Source organism: Haliscomenobacter sp., from assembly GCF_040403615.1.
Lineage (GTDB): Bacteria > Bacteroidota > Bacteroidia > Chitinophagales > Saprospiraceae > Haliscomenobacter.
This window is the reverse complement of sequence record NZ_JBBAKG010000030.1, coordinates 21,967-42,965: the sequence shown is the minus strand read 5'-3', so window position 1 is coordinate 42,965 and position 20,999 is coordinate 21,967. Positions and strand designations below refer to the sequence as shown.

The following is a 20,999-nucleotide window of genomic DNA, read 5'->3' as shown; positions in this document are numbered from 1 at the left end:
GTGCTCAGGCGACATTTTTTGACTAAAACAAAGAAAATTGTTAATTTTATTAACAGCATCAAAACAATGGAGGTCTAAATTTGTATTTAGAAAGTAGATTCGAAACACCGATAATTGACGACGAATACCGAAAAATAATCGGTGAACTACAAGTTTTAATCGAAGGACTAATTTTAGGTTTGAATTTGTGTTGAAATTTTGATTATTTAAATCATTTGGATGGTATGGACCCAATGGTAGAATCCACCTACCTGAATAAGAACATTCGCTTTTTAAGAAAGCAGATGAATCTGAGTCAGGAAGAGTTGGCCTTAAAAATCGGTTTAAATCGTGGCAACATCGCCTCTTACGAAAACGGCTCTGCGGAACCAAAGGTGTGCAACCTATTGCGGATCTCTCGTTTGTTTGGGGTGTCTATTTGTGATTTGGCACAGCGCGATTTAAGTGGAGGCAGCATTTCGTCTCCGAATGCCTACTTTAAATCAGGGTCTCGGCAGCAGGGCAAAAACCAGGAGCAACTGGATGTTATTCACTCTAATGCCCAGCGCATGTTGCAAATGATCGAAGGATTGATGACTTGTAGCCGGATCAAATTGGAACAAGTTGATGACCAAATCCCTCAGGAATTGCGACTCATTATTGTGAATTTCGAAGAATTGTACCACACTGCCCGTTCCCTCATGGATGAGCACCTTTCCCTCTTGAAAAGCCTCAATTCCAAAGATAGTTCTGCTCAAGAATAACCTTTAACATATTTGAAGTTGTTACTCATAGGAATTATGAATATCTTGCATATAGTTTTTATGATTGTATTATAATTCCGCCTTTCTATGAGAAAACTGACGACCGTTACCTCGGGCATGCTCCTGGTATTTACCCTAGTTGTAGCATCCCAAAAACTGCGTGCTGCGCAGTTCTTAAACCTACCTTTAGCCGAAGCAAAAGCGCGTGCCGCTCAATTGAAACGACCACTCTTTGTTCATTTTTACGCAAGTTGGTGTCTTCCCTGTCAATGGATGGAGGCGAACACTTTCATTGACCCAGAAGTCTCTGCGTACATGAACAATGATTATTTGGCTGTGAAAATTGACGTAGATGAAGTGCAAGGCTACGCCGACCGAGAAACCTGTGGGGTGAAATTCTTGCCTTCAATGCTGATTTTTAATGCATCAGGTGTTGCAATTGCACGCTTTGAAGAAACCATTAATGCAGTTCAGTTATTGGATCAGCTTCGCCACTACAACACACCGGAGAATAGAGTGGTATCCAGAACCTCCACTGTTTCTACCGTTGAAAATTTGGAGCCGGATAAGCTTTATTCTGCTTATCAAACCAACAATGAAGTCCAAAATTTATCGGCTGATTTAGAAGACGATCCTGCAATGTTGGACGCTCAGCGGAATCGGACATTGACTCAAAGCAACACCTCCAACTTCTACTCCCGCAAAATGGGTGTTCAGGTTGGGGTATACAGCAGTTATGAAAACGTAGTACAGCAAGTACGGTACCTTGAAAAGAAATTTAACACGCCTGTAAATATTTCTTCCAGCAACAGCAATGGCCAAACTTATTATCACCTCATTGCAGGGCCATTTAAAACCCCTGCTCTTTTGGAAAATTACCTCAATGCCCTTCAGCGTGAAGGTATTAAAGGGGTAGTCAAAGATTTGGGGCAATAATTTGTTGTTTTACCAGCGAAAATGATGGGTTGATGTTCAAAAAGGACATCAACCCATTGGTGTTTTAATTTTGTATTTTCGCCGCCATTCCATCCGCTGGGAAATATTTGTCGCTCTACTGCGTTTTTCTGTCGGAGCATTAAGTTCGTTCAGCGATAATCAGAATGATGAGCAAAATGAGCAGATTTTTCGGATATCTTATCCTACTATTGTTGCCAGCAGCTATGCTGCAAGGCCAAAACATTAGCACACTTAAGTTTGACCCCCGTGGTAAAGCTGGACAATTGCGTCGTGCATGCAACAACAACGCTGGTACAGTTACAATTGGAGCGATTGGAGGCCAAAGCAATACTTCAGGTGGAGGTACCATTTACCTTTGTTTTGGAGATTCAATTAAAATTACCCACGATGGTAATTTTCGAATTGATGACCCCAACTTTGCAACCCCTTCTGGGATTGTATACCTGGTTACTACCTGCGCGCCCTCAACCGAATTTACCGGACCGGATACCAGCGATATTTTCAAGCAAACTTGCCTTTATCCTCGGGTACCGATCACCATTGGCAATACGGTAATCCAGCCTGATGGCCTGTATTGGACAGTTACCGGCAAACGCAATGGAGACATAACCTACATCAATGATGGGCGCTTTATTCAGGGTTTTGGGAAAGGGGCACCAGTCGCCCTTTATTTTTCCCCCATCACGGTGGATAATTTTGCAACAGGTTCCATCGAAAATGGAGGCTGTGTCAATCTTAATGCTGAAGAAGCTTATCGGATTGCTTTCCTCAAACCCCTCGATACAGCAAGAGTACGTACGCGTATCAACAATGCCGGGTGTACGGGGTCATTTATTGTAGGTGGAGGCGTTCCGGAGTTTGATCCCAATGAAAGGTATACCATTACGGTGGTAAAAGAGAATGACCCCAGCATTACCGGGGTAGCAAAAGGATCCAGCACCAACAACAATACTGCACGCCACCTCGATTCCATTTCCTTTTTTGTACCTGAGCCTGGTCGTTATATCATTACGATTACCGATGGACGAAACTGCAATAAGTCTTTTCCGGTGAACATGGCAGGTTGTCAAGCAGTAGGCTTTCAATTGCCTTTCCTGAATGCAAAAACGGGTGACGAGATCTGTGTTGACCTCAAAACGACCAATTTCAAAAAAGTTGGATTGTTTGAGATGAATATACGCTGGGACACCAAAGTATTGGAACTAGTAGGCCCCAAAAATTACAATACCAGCCTGGGTGGTTTTGGTTCATCCAACATTGGCCCAACCTCGGATAAATTGGGTTTGGCCATTTCCTGGTCAGATCCTGCCCTTCAAGGCGTTATTTTGCCAGATAGTGCCACCATTTTTACCATCTGCTTTAAAGTCATAGGTGCAATTGGAACAACCAGTCCGCTCAGCTTTCAAGGTTCGCGAAATCCCGCTGAAACAGTGGGAAGTTCTGAACCTGCCTCTTTGGGGTACGTTTTCCGGGACGGACGGGTCAATGTGTCGATGGATGTGCTGTTTACCAGTATTACCACCAGTGGATTGGCTTGTGCTGGCCAAACGAATGGGGTCATTGAAGTGATTGCCGACAAGGGGACTGCTCCTTATGGCGTCTCCATCCAAAAAATAGCTCCAACACCTCAAAGCTTTCCCACTGAAGTCATTTTAAAGCCCGGGGGGAAATTCCGCTGGGAGGATTTATCCGTAGGGAAATACATTGTCAAAATTCAGGACAGCAACAAGCCTACGGCCAATGTTAAAATAGATACGGTTGAATTTGCTGAACCAGAAGGACTTGGTATAGATGTGCAAATTTTGGCGCAGGTTTTATGCCACGATTCCAAAACTGGAATATTGAATGCAGCCATATCGATCAATTCGATTCCTTTGACCAATCCTGATTCTACCTATAAATTCCAGTGGAATATACCAGGAAAAAGAACCCCAAGAGTAGATTCACTTGGGGCTGGATTGTATTCGGTTACCGTCACCAATGCCAAGGGATGCCAGGCTTCCTCCAGTGTGAGCATTGCGGCACCCAGCAAAATTGAACCCAACCCAACGATCACTCAACCCACTTGCTCCGGGGTATCCAATGGCTCAATTGTTTTAAGGGCCTCAGGAGGGGTTCCTTTTAGTAGAGGAAGGTATTTGTACAAATGGAGCACCAAACCTGCCGATACCAACGCGGTTTCCAATTTGACCAACATCAAAGAAGGCTTGTATGCGGTGACCATTACGGACAACCGCATGTGTACAAAAATCTTCACCTTTCCAGTAGAGCCTTTCAAAAAACTGGTGATCGATACTGCCGTAAGCAATGTAACCTGTTTTGGATTGTCAAATGGCTTGGTTATCGCAACGGGTAATACAGTTGGCGCTCAAAATCAGTTGCCTTTTACATTTACCTGGACGGGAACAACAGCTACTCCGATTAATCAACCTACCAATAGCACATTGAACAATGTTCCGGCTGGAAAGTACATCGTTACGATGAGAGACAATGATCCGGCGGGTTGTCAAGTAAGTGATACCATCACTGTGAAGCAGCCCACTCCGGTAAGCATTACCAGGAATCGTTTGCGAAACGAGACCTGTAATCCTGGTTTGGATGGTTTTGCATCGGTGAAAGTTAGTGGCGGTGTAAAACCGTATAAATATCAATGGCGTTTGGATACCATGCTGCTTCCAACGAAGACGGATTCGCTGGCATCTGCCTTGAGGTCAGGAAATTACATCGTGACGGTTATCGACAGCAATAAATGTGATACAACACTGGCAATTCGTGTTGGAGCACCAGCCCCTCCACAAATTACCCAATTGAATGACTTCACCCTGCGTTGTTTTGGAGATCAAAATGGTCGCTTGTCGGTTAGTGCCACTCCAGCACCAAGCACCACGATTACTTCCATTGTGTGGGATAATTCAGCCAACGGGCCAAACATCACCAATTTGCCTGCTGGCCGTTACATTGTTACGATTACGGGGAGTGATTTCTGTAGAGCGGTAGATACCGCTCAGGTTATTGCGCCTACGCCGGTTCAAATTGACAGCATAACCAGCATTGCTCCACGTTGCCCAGGCGACGCCAATGGATCATTAACTGTAAATGCCAGTGGTGGAACCGCTCCTTATAAGTTCTTGTGGAAAGACCAAGGCAAAGATACCTCCCGTTTTCAATTGCGTCCAGCCATAAAAGCAGGCAATTATGAAGTGACTGTATTTGATGCCAAGGGATGCCCACCTACCACAGGCCAGTTTGTCTTGCAGGATCCTCCACGCATCTTGATCAATTTTAGAGACAGTACCGGGGTCGCTTGTTTTGAAGGCTCAAGTGATGGTAGAGCAACCGCAGTTGCTGCATTCAGCAATGGCCGCTCTGGTAGATTTGAATTCACCTGGCAGAGCAGCAAAGAAACATTTGCAGGGGTATCCACCTCAACCGCGGTGAGATTGCCTGCAGGAATGAACATTGTGGTGGTAGTAGATTCTAATTCTTGTGCGGCAGCGGATTCCGTGCGCATTCTCAGTCCTCCGGAAATTAAAGTACTTTCTGTCATTGAATCAGTAACTTGTTTTGGCTTAGCCAACGGAAAAGTCAAACTAACGCCTGCTGGTGGAACGCCTCCTTTCCGATTCAACTGGCAAGGAACCGGAGCTACTCAAGATAGCCTTAGCAATTTGCGTGCAGGAACCTATCGGATAGTAATAACCGATAGCAGGAATTGTGTGAAAAACCAGGAACTTGAAGTCAGAGAACCAGCTGAACTCACCATCGTGGTTGACCAAAGCTTTTCGCGGGCAGCGAGCTGCAACAATACCAAAGATGGAAAATTTGGCGTGAGCGTCAATACGGATGAAGGCATCAACCCGCTTCCTGAAAATGCGTTTACCTGGTCGGGAAATATCTCACGGGCCAATTCGCCTTTTGCGGAAAAACTGGCTCCGGGAACTTATTTTGTTACCGTAACCGACACCAAAAATTGTACGGATTCGACTACTTATACAGTGCTTGCACCTCCGCCAGTAGTGGCGATAATCAATCCGGTTGCTGAACCTCGCTGTTTTGGTGACGCGACTACGGTGACGATTGATACAGCTTATGGTGGAAATGGAATTTTGTCATCAGATTTTACATTTACTGTAGACAAAAATGGCATCAATTTCCCTCTCAATCAGGCGGCCAATATTTTTGCTGGACAGCACATCATTGCCGTTGAAGACCAATTGGGTTGCCAATATGTAGATACCATTCAAGTCAATCAGCCGGATCAATTATCGGTTGATTTTAAGCCCAATCAGGTCACCGTAGAATTGGGTGACAGTTTGCAATTGACGCCAATCGTGACCAGTTCCAAACCAATCAGAAACTATTTGTGGCTGCCCGCTAAAGGCTTGTCCAACGATAAAATAGTTGATCCTTACGTGCTTACAGCTACACGCACTACCCGCGACCTACGTGACGATACTGAGTACATCCTGACCGTAACCGACATCAGTGGTTGTAAAGCGGAAGGCAAACTGTTTGTAGAATTGGATCGCAATCGCAATTTCTACGTTCCAAATGCTTTCTCTCCGAATGGGGATGGCCGCAATGATGAATTCCGGGCTTATGGCTGCAAAGGCGTCAAGACCATCAATTATGCCCGAGTATTTGATCGATGGGGCAACCAGATTTTGGAGCAAAAAAACATTACCGTGAATTGCCTGAGTGGTACCATCCTTTGGGACGGTTTGTTATCTTCAAAACAAGCTGGCCAAGGCGTATATGTCTATGTAATCGAGGTGGAATTCCTGGATGATGTGAAACTGCTGTATCGCGGAGATATAGGACTGGTGAGATAAACTTTGAAATTGGTTTTTTAAGTTGCCCACAACTTTATGCATCTTTGCAAAATTGTGGGCAACTTAAAACCAAACACCTAACATTACCGCATCACCATCACACTTCCGGTGGCAATTTTCTCTTCTCCCTTGCAGCGGTAACGAATTTTATAAAGCATTACTCCTGAGTTGACCTTTTTTCCTTGAAAAGACCCATCCCAACGGTAAAACGGATCTGCCGTACCGAAGACCCTGCTTCCCCAGCGGTCGTAAATTTCAAACGAAATCAATTCCTGAATTACGAAAGGATTACTGATGCCAAAGGTTTCATTGAGCCCATCGCCATTGGGCGTAAATGCTTTGGGCAACAAAACCTGCCCACAATCCAGGGTATTGGGGTCGATTACCGTAATGCGGATGGAATCGGTAGCTACGCATACCCCACTGTCATCGGTCATGTTGACCGAATAAAAGTAAATGCCAGGATCGAAAGGTTGAATCACCGGTTCTTTATCGAAAGCAGATACAACGCCATTGATTGGTGACCACTTGAAAATGAAATTACAAGTCGGCCCCATTTTGATTTTTACGGCACCACCAACGAAAATGCTCGTGTCGCGGGTTACGATGTTGTCGGGTTCAACGGCATAAAGCTGTTTGGCTTCGTTGTCATTGAGTGAGCGGTTGTACAAGCGAACCTCATCCAGATAGCCCTCAAAAGGCGCCTGGTTGGCAACTGGAGCACAAGGAGAATTGCCCATGATGAATTTTCCGTCATTGGACAAGTTGATACGCCCTTGGGTGTTTAATTCTTGCACTTTAACCCCATTGATGTAAAGTTTGACTTTCACTCCTTCCCGAATGACCGCAACGTGGTGCCAACACTTCTCTTTGGGTACTTCGCCAATCAAGTTTACGGTTTTGGCTCCTTCTCCCAAAAAGACGTTCAGCGTGCGGGTAAAGGGACGAAACCGGATGTAAAAATAGTTTCCATCCGTTTTGCAATTGCTGGTGAGTTTGTGTGCCAGGTATTGAATACCATTTTGATTGGTCGCCTTAAAGTAGAAGCTCAGGGTGAAATCTTCCGTATCGAATTCGTCATTTGCGGGGCCCATTACTACGGCGTTTCCATTTGCGCCACCGAATTTCAAAGCTCGGCCAATGGCTCCACAATCGTAACTCCGATTGAGCGCGGGCTGAAAGGCATTGGCCGTATTGCCCGCCGCATCCGCATTGCTGTTTTCAAAGGGATAAAATGCAACCAATCCAGCCTGGGTTTGGGCAGATAACTGGGCAAGACAAAATAAGCAAAAAACAAGTGCAGCTATTCTCATGGTATTTTTTGGAATTGACATAACAACTAATCCCAATACTGAACAGTACGGGATCATATTCCAGTAAAAAACGAAGGAAGAGAAGGCTTATTATTTGAACAAGCCATCCAAGCCAGGAGGCAACATGTCTTTGAGCAACTCTTGAGTCTCAGACGCTTCTTTTTCAAGCGCACTTTGCAGGGCGCGATTGATGGCCACCAACAGGAGGTCTTCCAACTCTTCTGCTTCCACATTTTTTAAAAACGCAGGATCGATGGTGATGTTGGTCAATTCTCGGTTGGCGTTGGCGCTGATCTTGATGGCCCCCTCACCGGCTTCACTTTCAACGATATACTCGGCCAATTTTTCGCGCATGGCTTTTTGCTGTGCCTCCATATCGCCAAACATGTTCTCAAGTCCAAACATGGTATTGCTTTTTTTGTCGGTAAATTATGGGCGAAGATATAACGGAATGCACAGGAAATGACAGTATTTTATACATTTGTCCCCGTTAAACTAGTTGAGCGACAAAACTGTTTGGCATATAAGGACAAACAGTGCAAGGAATTTCGAAAAAAGAGCCATCATGCCGTTGGATCAAATTGATGTAGACCAAGAAGAGAAAAAGACTGGCAGAGAAATGTCTTTCTTTGACCACCTGGAGGAATTGCGTTGGCACATTCTTCGCTCACTGACAGCCATTTCTGTCTTTGGGATCACGCTTTTCATATACCAGGACTGGATGTTTAAGGTGCTGATTTTTGGCCCTTCCCGACAAGATTTCATTACGTATACCTTGCTTTGTTCTTTCTCCAAAAGCATGGGTTTGGGCAATACCATGTGTTTTGCTGCGCATGAGGTCAATTTGCAAACCATCGGATTTGCCGAGCCATTCGTCACCAGTATGTGGGTGTCCTTTGTGGTGGGATTGATTATGGCAGCCCCATATGTGCTTTGGGAAATTTGGCGCTTTGTCAGCCCCGGTTTGCTGCCCAAAGAGCAAAAAGCGGCTACAGGAGCCGTTTTTGTTTGTTCTTTTTTGTTTCTGCTCGGCGTTGTGTTCGGCTATTTCCTGATGGCGCCTTTTGCCATCAACTTTTTGATCGGCTACACCATTCCAGGTGTTACCAATATTCCTACGCTCAACTCTTACATCAATTACATGGTGATGTTTACCTTACCCTTGGGGGTTGTGTTTGAGTTGCCCGTGGTCGTCTATTTTTTAGCCCGAATCGGTTTGATAACTGCCGCCGACATGCGTGCATTTCGCCGCCAGGCCATAGTAGTCATTTTGGTGGTAGCAGGGATCATTACCCCACCTGACGTGGTGTCTCAAATGCTGGTAACCATTCCTCTATACACCTTGTACGAAGTGAGCATCATGATTGCCAAGCGGGTGGCTCCCAAAGATGACGATGATGATTCTTCAGCGGAAGTAACCCCATCTTAAGCATGGAAAGGATATCAAGTAATCTCACGTTGGTGTACAAAATTGTACTGCCCGTTTTTTGGCTGGTTTTGGTGGGAGGGACTACCGTTGCCATTCTGCTGACCAATTTTGCCGGGGTAGGCAATACTCCAGCCTTGACAATAAAGGGTGTCATGTTGTTCATCTTTGCTTCAGGAACACTCTTTCTGGCCTTTACCTTAATGCGGCTTAAGCGCGTTGAAGTTGGGCCTAAGGGGATTTACGTGACCAATTATTTCAGGAACGTTCACTATCCGTTTAGCGAAATTGAAAGCATTACCGCCACTTCTTTGCTGATTTTTTCGGTGGCTACCCTGCACTTGAAAGGCAAAGGGAGTTTCGGCCAGCACCTGCCGTTTATCCCGAGTCCGAGTCGTTTTTATGCTTTTTTTGAAGAAAATCCGGACTTGAAAAATAGTTTGTTGAAGCGCGAAACTTCTGAGTTAAAGCACTAGTCTTTAAAATTGCACTTTAAATCGACTATTCATGAATACCATCCTTGAGCAACTTCGTACGACCCGTCAGGCAGCGCGCAAGCTCATCCAATTGAGCAATGAGGACATCAACTTGATCCTGAATCGCGTGGCCGATGCGGCAATACTTCACACACCTGCACTACTAGCCGCAAACCAACTGGATTTAGAGCGCATGGATCCTACTGATCCCAAGTACGATCGCCTCCTGCTCAATCCCAAACGTTTGGAAGACATTGCTCAGGATATCCGTAAAGTTACCGATTTGCCTTCTCCCCTTGGCCGAGTCTTGGAAGAGCGTACCTTGTCAAACGGGCTGGAACTCAAAAAAACCAGTGTGCCGATGGGGGTCATCGGTATCGTATACGAGTCGCGCCCCAATGTCACGTTTGACGTATTTGCACTTTGCCTTAAATCTGGTAATGCTGCGGTACTCAAAGGCAGCCGCGATGCGCATTTTTCCAATTTGGCCATTGTTGATTTGATCAAAAATATTTTGGCCGATTATGGCCTGGAAAATAGTGTATACCTGGCCCCCAGTGAGCGAGAAGCCTTGTTACTCATCCTGACCGCCAACGCCTACATTGATTTGGTGATCCCACGGGGCAGTCAGGGCCTAATTGATTTTGTGCGCAAAAATGCTACTGTACCCGTGATCGAAACCGGAGCAGGGATCGTTCACACTTATTTTGATGCAAGTGGAGATTTGGCCAAAGGCAGTGCCATTGTCAATAATGCCAAAACCCGTCGGGTAAGCGTGTGCAATGCCCTGGATACTTTGATCATTCACGAATCGCGATTACCAGATCTAGCAGCCTTGCTTGCTCCATTAGCCGAACAGCAAGTAGAATTATTTGCTGACGAAGGGGCACTGGCGCATTTAACAGGGAAATACCCGGATCAGTTGTTGTCCCTGGCCGATGCCACCCATTTTGGTACAGAGTTTTTATCCCTGAAAATGTCGGTTAAAACCGTATCTAACCTACAGGAAGCACTCGACCACATCGACCGTTATTCCTCCCGCCACAGCGAAACCATCGTGGCCGAAGACCCTGAAATCCAGGAGATATTCTTGTGCAATGTGGATGCCGCAGTGGTGTATTCCAATGCTTCAACGGCATTTACGGATGGCTCCCAGTTTGGTATGGGCGCCGAAATTGGCATCAGTACCCAAAAATTGCATGCTCGTGGGCCAATGGCCTTGCCCGAATTGACCAGCTACAAATGGGTGGTTAAGGGAAATGGCCAGATACGGAGTTAGACTGTAGTACCACCATTTTTTGTATTATTTAGCACTCGCCTTCGGCGGCGCTGAAAAAACACTCCACCGAAGGTGGGGTGCTAAACGTTTACCTTTTGTACATCTTCAAGACAAAAAAATGCAAAACCCATTCCTTACCGCCGAATGGCGCAGGCTGTTGATGCTCAATTACGCAGTCAATCCTGAAGTATTGTTGCCTTATCTGCCTGCTGGCGTTGAGCTGGATTGGTGGAATGAAACCTGCTACGTCAGTCTGGTGGGTTTCCGGTTTTTGAACACCAAGGTCAAAGGTATTGGATTTCCGGGGCACCGCAATTTTCCGGAGATCAACCTGCGGTTTTATGTAAAATACCAAGACCCCGAATTGGGCTGGAAAAGAGGAGTGGTGTTTCTCAGGGAACTCGTGCCTGTACCTGCAATCACCTTCGTGGCAAATACCCTATACCGCGAGCAATACAAGACTGTGCCCATGCAATACCGCTGGACGGAAACGGAGCAGAATTTGGAAGTAGAGTATTCTTGGAAACAAAAGGGGCAGCAGTATTCTTTTTCTGCTACTACTTTACCGCAAGCTGAAGACATGCCCGCTGGTTGCGAAGCAGAGTTCATCACCGAGCATTATTGGGGCTATGCCCGCTGGGATGCCCAACGCACTATGGAGTACGCAGTAGAGCATCCACGTTGGCAAACCTATGCGGTGCAAAATTTCCTTTGTCAGTTAGATTTTGGCGCAGCCTACGGCCAGGAATTTGCATTTTTGAATGATCTACAACCTTTGTCGGTCTTTTTGGCCGAAGGCTCCGGGATTGAAGTAGGACAAGGTCATTTTATCCCTGGGTAGTGGGGCAAAAATAAGTGTTTCATTTTCTTGTAGCCAAAGGATTAGATAAGAAACTTGAAATGAACCGTTTTCTCATCTAATCCTTTGGCAAAATGAAACACTCATTTTTTTATCGCCTTTTGATTATTTTTTTCAAAAAAATTTAAAAACGGCAGTAAGATTTCAACGGCTTTGGAGATGAGTAGATGAAGCCCCCTTAAACCTACTCATTTATTTCATCCAATTTAATTCCGTTGAACATGAAAAAGATCCAAAACCACTTGATGTGGGCAATTTTTAGCCTGCTTTTCCTGAGTCTGCCTGGCTTATTGCCTGCACAAACTCAAGCTACCTTGACCAATACCGTTACTGCCAATGGGTTTGCAGTAAAAAAACAGGTCAGCAACTCCAGCGTTCCCTCGGGAGTCGTTTTCACCTACACCATTTTTTATACCATTCCTGCTGGCGCCACCAATGTTGTCATCACCGATCAGGTTCCTGCTACGTTGATCATCGACGGAGTAGTGCCAGGCACAGGTTGTGGCACGCCAACGGTGAGCACCGTCGGAAATTTGGTAAGCTACAGCCTTGCTTCGGTAAGCTCTGGTTGCAGTGGAACTTTTCAAATCAATGTGCACTTTCCGGCTGGAACAACTTGCCCCGGTACGGCCGCACGCAATTCCATTTGCCTTGAAGCCAAAAATCAACCCAAACTTTGTACCGATTTTATTACCACTACGGCAACTGCCAATAACCCTTTTGCAATCAGCAAGGGCGTAACCGGACTTTCCTGGAATCCTCAAAACAACGGCTGCCAATACATCATGGCTGCTGGAGGCAATGTGACTTACAACCTGATGGTGTACAAAACCAACCCTTACCAGGGCAACGACGACGGCCAAATCAACCTCAATAGCGCGGTAGTAACCGATGTTTTGCCAGCGGGCGCAACCCTAGTGTCGAGTACTTGCGGGATCACCCAAAGCGGCAACACCCTGACCTGGAACGTAGGCAACCTTAATGCGGCTTCTCCCTGGGTATGGCTAAGCTGTCAGGTGACCGTAAACTATCCGGCAGGTTCCTTCCCGGTAGGTACGCAAATCCCGAATACGGCTACACTTTCTGGTACCAACGCTTGCAACCAGGCTTTTAGCGCCAACAGCAACACAACTTGCGTACAAGTTGCTGCTCCGATCAGTTCCGGCACCTTCAGCAAAGGCTTGTACCTCAACAACAAGATGCCTGGCTGCCAGGGCGTGTACTACATTACCACTTGCAACAACGGCAATACACCGCTTACTTTTTCTATTCAGGATGTGATTCCGGCAGGCGTTACGGTCAATTCGATCTCTTTTTCTGCCTCTGCTCCGGTTACCGCCAGTGCTGTTTTAGTGAATACCAATACACCCATCATTGCAACTAGTCAAACGGGCAACATCAACTGGACTGCGCCTGTCATCAGTCCGGTCGCTTCATTGAGCTTTAGCCAAACCGGATTGGCCGCCGCTGCTTGCTTGCAGATTCAAATCGCTTTTACGATCAATGCCAGTGTACTGCCCAATACAACCATTACCAACTGTGCCAATCTGACTTCTTCGCAAATTCCTGCGCAGCAGAGTTGCGCTAGCTTCGTGACTTCTACCCCCGCGCCAGACTTGTGTTTGTACAAAGACATTTGCAGCCCACAGGTAGCTTATCAGCCTGGCAATGTATTCCGCTACCGTTTGCGCATACAAAACATCGGTTCCCAAAATGCCAGCAACTTCAACCTCAGTGATGTACTAAACCCCAGTTTGATTTACATGGGCAACCAAATTGCCTATTCCAGCCTCAATTACAACCCTGCTTGCGGTGGGGTAGGAGCGACACCCTGGCCAATTGCCACTGCTTCAGTAAGCGGCAATACCCTTACGTGGAACAACCTGAATATCCCCGCCGAATGCCAGAATTTTTACTATGCCAATTGCGGTGCTTACGGCACGCAGGGTGTCACGTTTTACTTCATCGAATTCGATGTCAAAGTTGCTCCTGATGCAGCCAGTGGGATTGTGCCCAATACCTTTACGGGCAATGGTGGCAACTTGCCTGCCCCTGAAACAGCCAACACGGTCAATACCCTGATCAACGTTACCCACGGTACGGAATTGACCAAAGAAGTCAGCAAAGACAACGCCACCTGGGCATCAAGTACCACGACCAGCGCTGGTGGCAGCCTTTGGTACCGCCTCAACATCAAAAACACCGGTACTGGCCCCCTTTACGATGTGCGCAAGGTTGACCTGCTGCCCATGAATGATGGCGCCAACGATTGGAAAGTAATGAGCCGCACAAGTCCCAGAGGGGCACAGTTTGGGGTGAGCAACCCAAGTGGATACGCTTATGCCGCAGTAGCGACCCCGTCCGTGACCGGAACTGCCGGAACCATGGCAGGCAACAACCTGAGCATCCTGAACTCAATGGGGTTGAGCATCGGTACAACCAGCGACGCCTGGCCTTATACCGGCAGTGGCAACAACGTGGGCATCGCGTATGGCGCTGCATATGGCTTGATCAGCGGCGGTACTTTGCGTGCCAACTTCAAGGTTACTACTTCTGCAAATGCCCAAACGACCCAGCAAGCCTGCAACGATTTTGCTTCACGGGGCTCGGGCAAGTACATCATCAACGGCAACCTGACCTATACCCCACTGACGCCAGCTGCTTCCAATACGGTATGTGCTACCGTTGTATCCAGCGGATGCTGCGAAAAAACGACCCTGAAGCCCATCGATGGTAAGTGCTGCTTGCGGCTAGTTACGCCCTGCGATGTGAAACAAATTCAGGTCACCGTACAAGGGGGCACCATGAGCAGCGCTGGCTGGAATTGCGCCGCCAGCCTGGGTGCATACCAGGGACAAAGTACCTACAACTTCATCCCCAACGGATGCGCTCCTACCCTCGATATCTGTTTCGCTACTTCGCCCAACAATACCACGGGCAGCATCGTGGCGATGTTCAGCATTACCTTCAGCAATGGCGAGCAGTGCTTCAAAGAGATCAAGCTGGATGGCTGTGGCAAACCACCCGTGCCAAGTGATTGCTGTGGCCAATGGACTTTGAACTTCAAAAGCTCACATTTCAAAAAAACCGGCATTTTCAACTACATCAACCCCTCCAACAAGCCAATTTGTTCGGTAAACATTACTGCAGCGGCTGGCCTTAGCGCAGGCAGCTACAGTGTAGACAACGGCCCTGCTCAATCCATGACCAGCACCAGCGTAATCACCCCTTCAACTCCAGCCATCAACAGCATTGCTTTCTGGGTGAGCGCCAGTGTGACTTACAGCAGCGGCATTGTATTGCAAATCAACTACTGCGATGGCACTTTCTGCCGCGATACCCTCAAGTGGAAAGGCAGCATCATCAACCACGATGTGGCGACCTTGAGCTACCAGATTCCTGCCAAACTGTATGCTGTACGCCTGCAAGCCGATCCGAATTCCAAATTCATTGGCGAAATTTCTGCAATGGCAGTTAGCCTGGATCTGACCGACCCGGGAGCTACCACCCGCTTGTCTTCTGCACCCTACATTTTTGCAGTGACTGCGGGTAAGATTGAAGGCGAAGCACTCCGCGATGACCAAACCTGTGCCGTGCGCACGTCGATGGGCACAGATTATGTATACGCAACGTTCCCTTCGCTGGAAGATTTGGATTATTGTGGCACCGCCATCGAAAAAGGCTTGTCGCTGGTGATTGCTGACAACAGCGGCAGCAAAACGGTTCCAACCCTGATGATCACCTACTTTGATGCCGAAGGCAACATACTCAGCACCCGCAAGTTTGCCAACTACATCAGTGGCGACATCAGTACATCGGCGGTGGATGTAAAGAACAACGGAGCGGATTTCACCCAAATGAGTGTGTTCCCCAACCCGGCCAAAGAACAAGCAACCCTGACTTATGCCCTCGGCAAAACCCGCAACCTGGTCATTGACTTATACGACCTGCAAGGAAAATGGATTCAAAACCTGAACCAGGGGCAACAAAGCGAAGGCTTCCACAAGCTCAATATAAACACCAGCAATCTGCCAGCGGGTATGTACTTGATTCGCTTGCTGAGCGAAGGAGTGGTGCAAACGCAAAGGTTGAGCGTAGTGAAATAGGTCTTGGATTTATTCTTGGAACGATATAGGTAGGTAGGTATTCCCGCAGTGCTGGTTGGCGCTGCGGGATTTTTTTGTACTGATTATGGAACAAGATTTAAATGACTGTCGTGTTTGAAAAACAGTAAGCTTTTTGAACAAGCAACCTGAATATTGAAACGCGACAGTTATCTAAATCACTTCCCTAAGCGCTCTATTTTAAAAACACATCAGCAACTCCTGCAACAACAACGGCACTACCATTTGCGCTGCATGGGGCTGCGGTTTTGGGTGGAATAAAGACAAAACGACGGCCAGCGCTTTCTCAATCAACCTTCAATGACCCCATCAAAAATCGAGGCCTGCTGAACAATTGGTAGCGGGTAGTGAGAAAAAACATTTCGTTGGGGTCTGTTTGCTTGCAATGTCGGGCTACAATCAGCCCTTTGTTGGTATCTTCTTTGATTTCAAAGGCGAGATTGCGGGACATTTTTCCATCGGAGCTGATCGTTACAACGGTTGCTACGGCATCATTGAAGGAGCTAATGCGTTTTGCTCGGGCAGTCAGTGGATTTTTCAGGTTGTCTTCATCATCATTGTACAGAAAGTACAAGTTGCTGCCAGAGACCATCATCGTGTAACCGCTGAAAATATCGGTTTCAGCCATCACCTGTTTTTTGGGAATGGTGCGTACCCAATCAATTTCTCCGGTCGGACTGATGCTCGTAACGCAGATTTCATTGTTGTAGTAAGTTGTGCGCGATACCCAATAAACTCCATTCCGATAAGTGGTGGTAATTGAATAAGCCTGTTCCGCAGTAACCACTGCGCCACCGTCGTCGCGAAGCACGATGCGGTCGAATCTAAACTCCTTGCTGAGTCCCTCATCACCACTTTTATCGGTATCGGTATCAAATAAGGCCAGGTCGGTAGCAGTGAATGCTTTGAGGTTGACCGTGAGTGCCTGGCCGGTTTGGGCACTAATGCGGGAAAAAAACACCCCTTGAATCACGCCTTTTTGGTCATTGGAGTAAAACCCTGCACAACTCAAATCTCCTTCCGGGCTGAGTTGGAAAGTCACATCCGTGACGTATTTATCTCTCAGGTTCATGCGGATTTGGTAGGGCTGTGCACTTTCGGGATCAAAGCGGAAAATCACCAATTTATAAGCCGGTTTGCGCTTGCCGTTTTCTTTCTTGGACTCCTTGTTGTTGAATTCATCATAAATCTTGGCCAACAAATAGACCTTGCCATCATTGGCCAGCGTCCAGTTTTCAAACGAAAACTGCTCCTGTGAGTAGGGGAGGGTGTAGCCTTTGCCCCAAAGTTTTTGCAGGTTGTGATCGTGCACGATGAAGCTGACCTGAGTTTTCAAATCATTGTCATCATTGTCTGCATAGCTGGCCACCAGCAGTTTGGTAGTGTCTTCCGACATTGACCAATCTACTTTTTTTGGTTCGTCGTCTTTATGGTTCCACTGAATTTGAGCCAACTGTATTGGTTTGCTGGCCTCCCCTTTCATCGAGATGGTGGTGGCGTGAAAACTGAGCGTTTTTTCTCTGGAATTGTATTGATTGGAACACAACAAGAACTTGTTTTTTGTGTAAAAACAATTCCCGAAAGAGGCATCATCGAGTTTGGCAATAAGAGGTTTGGAAGACAACAATTTAAATTTTTGATCGAATTTTTGCAGGACGGGTGCGTGTTTATCTCGCGATAAAAAGTTACTGCCATCAGATTCTGTTTGCAAAACATAATGCCCGGAGGCATCGTGGTGCAGGTGTCCCCAAAAGCTTACGTCCTTGTCCGCTTTCATTTCGGGGCCAATTGCGAGGCTCATTTTTTGGGCAAAAATTTCACTTCCCAAGAGCAAAAAGGCGATCAAAAATAGATTACGCATATTACTGCTACGTTTTTCCCAAGTGAACGTAAATGGACAACCACAAGTTGCTTGGGCTGGAAAACGAAATCAATTCATACTACTGGATGTTTTTTTGACTCTGTGACATAAATCACCTGCGATAAGTCTCAAACCTCATCTCTGTCCCTTTTCATAGCGGCTAACTTTGCACTGTATCAAAGCAAAAAGCCATGAAAAACAAGGCATCTCTTATTCTAACCACCGCACTTATCTTTCCGCTGATGTTGTGGATGATCCCCGGCAGTCAGACGCTTAAAAGTTTTAAGATGTCGGTTTCGGGTACTTCTACCCTGCACAAATGGGAGTCTGGAGTAACTGTACTTAGCGTCAAGAGCGACATCAATATATCTGAAGGCGGACTCGAAGCCATCAATAGCCTCACCGTCGATGTAGATGTAAAATCCATTAAAAGCGAACACGGCGCAATGATGGATAAAAAAACCTGGGAGGCGCTGAAAGCAACCCAATATCCAAAAATTACTTACCAACTGACCAAAGTTGAGTCGATTGCCCCTAGTGGAGCTGGAGAATACGACATCAAAGCGATTGGCAACCTGAGCATCGCTGGCGTTAAGCTTCCGATTGACATGAATGTAAAAGGCAAGATCCTGAATGGAGGAAACCTATCCTTCAAAGGAGCCAAAAAAATCAAAATGTCGGATTTTAAAATGGAAGCACCTACCGCATTGATGGGAACCATCAAGACTGGAAATGAAATCACCGTAACTTTCGATATCGTTTTGGGCAATTGAATTCTTGTAGCCCTACACTCTTTCACTAACGACTAAAATTCAAACAAGATGAAAAAGATATTTTACTCGAACCTGCTGGCAGGTTTGCTAGCGCTAGCTTTCTCCTTACCTCTGGTGGCTCAGCAAGCTGAGATCCAATACTTCCGACCCTGGAACAAAAACGGGATCAATGTTTTTGAACCAACCAAAGGCGGTGTACAGCCCGAATACAAAGGGGTTTCTCTTCGCATCGGCGGTAGTTTTACCCAAGATTACCAAAACTTAAAGTCCTCTAATGAGGCCAGTTACGTCGCAACTTCCGCTACCAACAAACTGAATAAAAACCTGCTTTACGGGACTATCAAGATTCAAGACTCTACTTCTGCAACGTTGTCTGGTTTCAACCTGGCTATGGCCAACTTGAACCTTGATTTCCAAGTGGATGACGGTATCCGGGTTTGTTTGGAAAACTACATGTCTACACGTCACCACAACGAATTTTGGGTAAAAGGCGGGTACATCCAAATCGACAAACTCCCTATGTTTGGTAGTCCACAGTGGTTTACTGATTACTTCCGGGTAAAAATCGGTCACTTTACCCCCAACTTTGGTGACCAGCAGTTCCGCCGTACCGATGGTGGCAATGCTATCTTCAATCCTTTTGCTGAAAACTATATTTTGGACGCTTTCACCACTGAAATAGGTAGCGAAATCTACGCTTTCCCCACCAAGAACTTGATGCTGATGGCCGGGATGAGTTCCGGGTTTATCAATGGTAACATTATACCTCCTCCAACAGCACTAACCAATGGCGTGGTAGCGGTAAAACGTACTCCTTCCATCTTTTTAAAAGCTGCGTTCGACAAGAATTTTAACGATGATTTTCGCTTCCGTATCTCTGCGTCATTGTACCACAACAGCAACAGCCAACGCAATACTTTGTTTGCAGGTGACCGTACTGGCTCGCACTACTTTGGTGTAATGGAACCAGCAACCATTGGAGGTCTTCCAATTTCGATTGGTACTTCTCCATCGAATACCGCCACCCAGGCTGGGCCAAACTTTACCTCTGGCCGTTTCAATCCTAACGTAGACAACCGCCTCGACGCGATTACCATCAACCCATTCCTGAAATACAAAGGATTTGAAGTATTTGGTTCATTTGATATGATCAAAGGTGGCGTTTATGCAGACGTTAAAGACGGCGAATGGGTAAAACGTACTTGGAATCAAACCGCTATCGAAGGTCTTTACCGCTTCTTGCCTCACGAACAAGCGTACATTGGCGCCCGCTACATTACCGTAACTGGTCAACCTAGAGGAATAACTGATGCGCAAGGCAAACAAGTGGATATTACCATCAACCGCTTGGCTTTTGCTGCTGGCTGGTTTCCTACTCAGAACCTGCTGTTGAAATTGGAATATGTGAATCAGGATTACAAAAATTTCCTGAAAACAGATTACCGCTACAATGGCAACTTCAAAGGTGTGATGGTGGAAGCCGTGATCGGACTGTAATTGATTTAGAGATATAAAATGATCAACCAATCATAGCCGGGTGCGCCATTTAGAGATGCTAACACATCATCTCAAAAATGGCGCGCCCGACTTTGTTTTGCCCCCAATCACTCCTCTAATCCAACGACATGAGCAGATATTCTTCTCTAATCTTTCTCTTTTGGGTCTTAGGCTTTGGGCTGTCCAACGATACCATTGTTACGATCGATCCTGCCAGTCAGCTTGCGCTTTTTGGTGCCAGCAACATCAATAAGTTTCAATGCGATTGTACGGATCAATTTCCGCGCTCAACCCTCAAGTTCAACAAAGGAAAAACCGGCACTTCAGCTACCTTTTCCAATGCCATTCTCAAGATTCGTTCCGCAGCATTGGATTGCGGCAACAAGTTCATGAACAAAGACATGTTCAAAACCTTGCATGGGGATGAATACCCCGAAATTCGGATTGAATTGCTGCAAGTAAAACAACTGAATGAAACGAAGCCAGGAGAATGGTCCAATCAAATTGTGGAGGCTGCGTTGACCATCGCTGGCTATCGAAAAACAATTGATTTGAATGTACGCGCATTGCAAAATGACGAAGACAATTTTCGATTCGTCAGTGACAAAAACATCCTAATGACCGATTTTGGTCTGATTCCTCCCAAGGCTTTGATGGGAACCATCAAAGTGAACGATCTCATCCGTATTCATATGGACATGATTGTGGATGTGGAGCAGGGGATGTGAGGGCACTTCGGCTACGCTCAGTGACCGCATTTCGGCTACGCTCAATGACCGGCACTGAGCGTAGCCGAAGTGCGGTCACTGAGCGTAGCCGAAGTGCGGTCGCTGAGCGTAGCCGAAGTGCTTACCTCGTA

At 46.5% G+C, this 20,999-nt stretch carries 14 protein-coding genes; 11 read left to right on the top strand and 3 right to left on the bottom strand.

Translation table 11 applies throughout. The annotated features are described in order from the left end of the window. Positions 1 to 224: 224 nt before the first annotated feature. The 3 genes from ABW391_RS11655 (at position 225) to ABW391_RS11645 (ending at position 6,532) form a co-directional block, all read left to right on the top strand. Positions 225 to 743, top strand: coding sequence for a helix-turn-helix transcriptional regulator (locus tag ABW391_RS11655; RefSeq protein ID WP_353482042.1), 519 nt, complete (start codon positions 225 to 227; stop codon positions 741 to 743). Between the two features lie 87 nt (positions 744 to 830). After that, positions 831 to 1,679 carry a thioredoxin family protein gene (locus ABW391_RS11650; RefSeq protein ID WP_353482041.1) on the top strand — a complete coding sequence of 283 codons (849 nt, stop codon included), beginning with the start codon at positions 831 to 833 and terminating at the stop codon, positions 1,677 to 1,679. A 176-nt stretch (positions 1,680 to 1,855) separates the two neighbouring features. Next, positions 1,856 to 6,532 (top strand): T9SS type B sorting domain-containing protein, encoded by a 4,677-nt coding sequence (locus ABW391_RS11645; protein ID WP_353482040.1) that lies wholly within the window; start codon positions 1,856 to 1,858, stop codon positions 6,530 to 6,532. 83 nt (positions 6,533 to 6,615) lie between these two features. Here ABW391_RS11645 and ABW391_RS11640 read toward each other — a convergent pair whose 3' ends face one another. Both ABW391_RS11640 and ABW391_RS11635 read right to left on the bottom strand, forming a co-directional pair. Further along, entirely contained in the window at positions 6,616 to 7,845 is a 1,230-nt protein-coding gene (locus ABW391_RS11640) for a LamG-like jellyroll fold domain-containing protein (RefSeq protein WP_353482039.1), read from the bottom strand. Between the two features lie 90 nt (positions 7,846 to 7,935). Further along, positions 7,936 to 8,250, bottom strand: coding sequence for a YbaB/EbfC family nucleoid-associated protein (locus ABW391_RS11635; protein WP_353482038.1), 315 nt, complete (start codon positions 8,248 to 8,250; stop codon positions 7,936 to 7,938). 160 nt (positions 8,251 to 8,410) lie between these two features. On the opposite strand from ABW391_RS11635, the gene tatC reads away from it, so the two are divergent. From tatC to ABW391_RS11610, 5 genes are all read left to right on the top strand, one after another. After that, positions 8,411 to 9,274 carry a twin-arginine translocase subunit TatC gene (gene tatC, locus ABW391_RS11630; protein ID WP_353482037.1) on the top strand — a complete coding sequence of 288 codons (864 nt, stop codon included), beginning with the start codon at positions 8,411 to 8,413 and terminating at the stop codon, positions 9,272 to 9,274. Between the two features lie 2 nt (positions 9,275 to 9,276). Beyond that, the gene (locus tag ABW391_RS11625) at positions 9,277 to 9,747 is read left to right on the top strand and encodes a hypothetical protein (protein WP_353482036.1); all 471 of its coding nucleotides are present in this window, start codon (positions 9,277 to 9,279) and stop codon (positions 9,745 to 9,747) included. Between the two features lie 31 nt (positions 9,748 to 9,778). Then, positions 9,779 to 11,026 carry a glutamate-5-semialdehyde dehydrogenase gene (locus tag ABW391_RS11620; RefSeq protein ID WP_353482035.1) on the top strand — a complete coding sequence of 416 codons (1,248 nt, stop codon included), beginning with the start codon at positions 9,779 to 9,781 and terminating at the stop codon, positions 11,024 to 11,026. A 118-nt stretch (positions 11,027 to 11,144) separates the two neighbouring features. Then, positions 11,145 to 11,867, top strand: a complete 723-nt coding sequence (locus ABW391_RS11615; RefSeq protein WP_353482034.1) for a YqjF family protein — start codon at positions 11,145 to 11,147, stop codon at positions 11,865 to 11,867. 239 nt (positions 11,868 to 12,106) lie between these two features. Next, the gene (locus ABW391_RS11610; protein ID WP_353482033.1) at positions 12,107 to 15,991 is read left to right on the top strand and encodes a T9SS type A sorting domain-containing protein; all 3,885 of its coding nucleotides are present in this window, start codon (positions 12,107 to 12,109) and stop codon (positions 15,989 to 15,991) included. 304 nt (positions 15,992 to 16,295) lie between these two features. Here the strand turns inward: ABW391_RS11610 and ABW391_RS11605 are convergent, their stop codons facing one another. After that, positions 16,296 to 17,870 (bottom strand): hypothetical protein, encoded by a 1,575-nt coding sequence (locus ABW391_RS11605; RefSeq protein ID WP_353482032.1) that lies wholly within the window; start codon positions 17,868 to 17,870, stop codon positions 16,296 to 16,298. Positions 17,871 to 18,061: 191 nt separating this feature from the next. Between ABW391_RS11605 and ABW391_RS11600 the strand changes: the two genes are divergently transcribed. The 3 genes from ABW391_RS11600 (at position 18,062) to ABW391_RS11590 (ending at position 20,868) form a co-directional block, all read left to right on the top strand. Further along, the gene (locus tag ABW391_RS11600) at positions 18,062 to 18,643 is read left to right on the top strand and encodes a YceI family protein (protein ID WP_353482031.1); all 582 of its coding nucleotides are present in this window, start codon (positions 18,062 to 18,064) and stop codon (positions 18,641 to 18,643) included. A 48-nt stretch (positions 18,644 to 18,691) separates the two neighbouring features. Beyond that, a complete protein-coding gene (locus ABW391_RS11595; RefSeq protein ID WP_353482030.1) occupies positions 18,692 to 20,140 on the top strand; it encodes a hypothetical protein in 1,449 nt (482 codons plus the stop codon). A gap of 128 nt (positions 20,141 to 20,268) precedes the next feature. Next, the gene (locus tag ABW391_RS11590) at positions 20,269 to 20,868 is read left to right on the top strand and encodes a YceI family protein (protein ID WP_353482029.1); all 600 of its coding nucleotides are present in this window, start codon (positions 20,269 to 20,271) and stop codon (positions 20,866 to 20,868) included. Positions 20,869 to 20,999 lie beyond the last annotated feature (131 nt).

Bases quoted from the DNA above. Each gene is read 5' to 3' on its own strand.
- ABW391_RS11640 (WP_353482039.1), bottom strand. From the start codon at position 7,845: ATGAGAATAGCTGCACTTGTTTTTTGCTTATTTTGTCTTGCCCAGTTA.
- ABW391_RS11615 (WP_353482034.1), top strand. From the start codon at position 11,145: ATGCAAAACCCATTCCTTACCGCCGAATGGCGCAGGCTGTTGATGCTC.
- ABW391_RS11590 (WP_353482029.1), top strand. From the start codon at position 20,269: ATGAGCAGATATTCTTCTCTAATCTTTCTCTTTTGGGTCTTAGGCTTT.
- ABW391_RS11595 (WP_353482030.1), top strand. From the start codon at position 18,692: ATGAAAAAGATATTTTACTCGAACCTGCTGGCAGGTTTGCTAGCGCTA.
- ABW391_RS11645 (WP_353482040.1), top strand. From the start codon at position 1,856: ATGAGCAGATTTTTCGGATATCTTATCCTACTATTGTTGCCAGCAGCT.
- ABW391_RS11655 (WP_353482042.1), top strand. From the start codon at position 225: ATGGACCCAATGGTAGAATCCACCTACCTGAATAAGAACATTCGCTTT.
- ABW391_RS11625 (WP_353482036.1), top strand. From the start codon at position 9,277: ATGGAAAGGATATCAAGTAATCTCACGTTGGTGTACAAAATTGTACTG.
- ABW391_RS11605 (WP_353482032.1), bottom strand. From the start codon at position 17,870: ATGCGTAATCTATTTTTGATCGCCTTTTTGCTCTTGGGAAGTGAAATT.
- ABW391_RS11635 (WP_353482038.1), bottom strand. From the start codon at position 8,250: ATGTTTGGACTTGAGAACATGTTTGGCGATATGGAGGCACAGCAAAAA.
- ABW391_RS11610 (WP_353482033.1), top strand. From the start codon at position 12,107: ATGAAAAAGATCCAAAACCACTTGATGTGGGCAATTTTTAGCCTGCTT.
- ABW391_RS11600 (WP_353482031.1), top strand. From the start codon at position 18,062: ATGAAAAACAAGGCATCTCTTATTCTAACCACCGCACTTATCTTTCCG.
- ABW391_RS11620 (WP_353482035.1), top strand. From the start codon at position 9,779: ATGAATACCATCCTTGAGCAACTTCGTACGACCCGTCAGGCAGCGCGC.
- ABW391_RS11650 (WP_353482041.1), top strand. From the start codon at position 831: ATGAGAAAACTGACGACCGTTACCTCGGGCATGCTCCTGGTATTTACC.
- tatC (WP_353482037.1), top strand. From the start codon at position 8,411: ATGCCGTTGGATCAAATTGATGTAGACCAAGAAGAGAAAAAGACTGGC.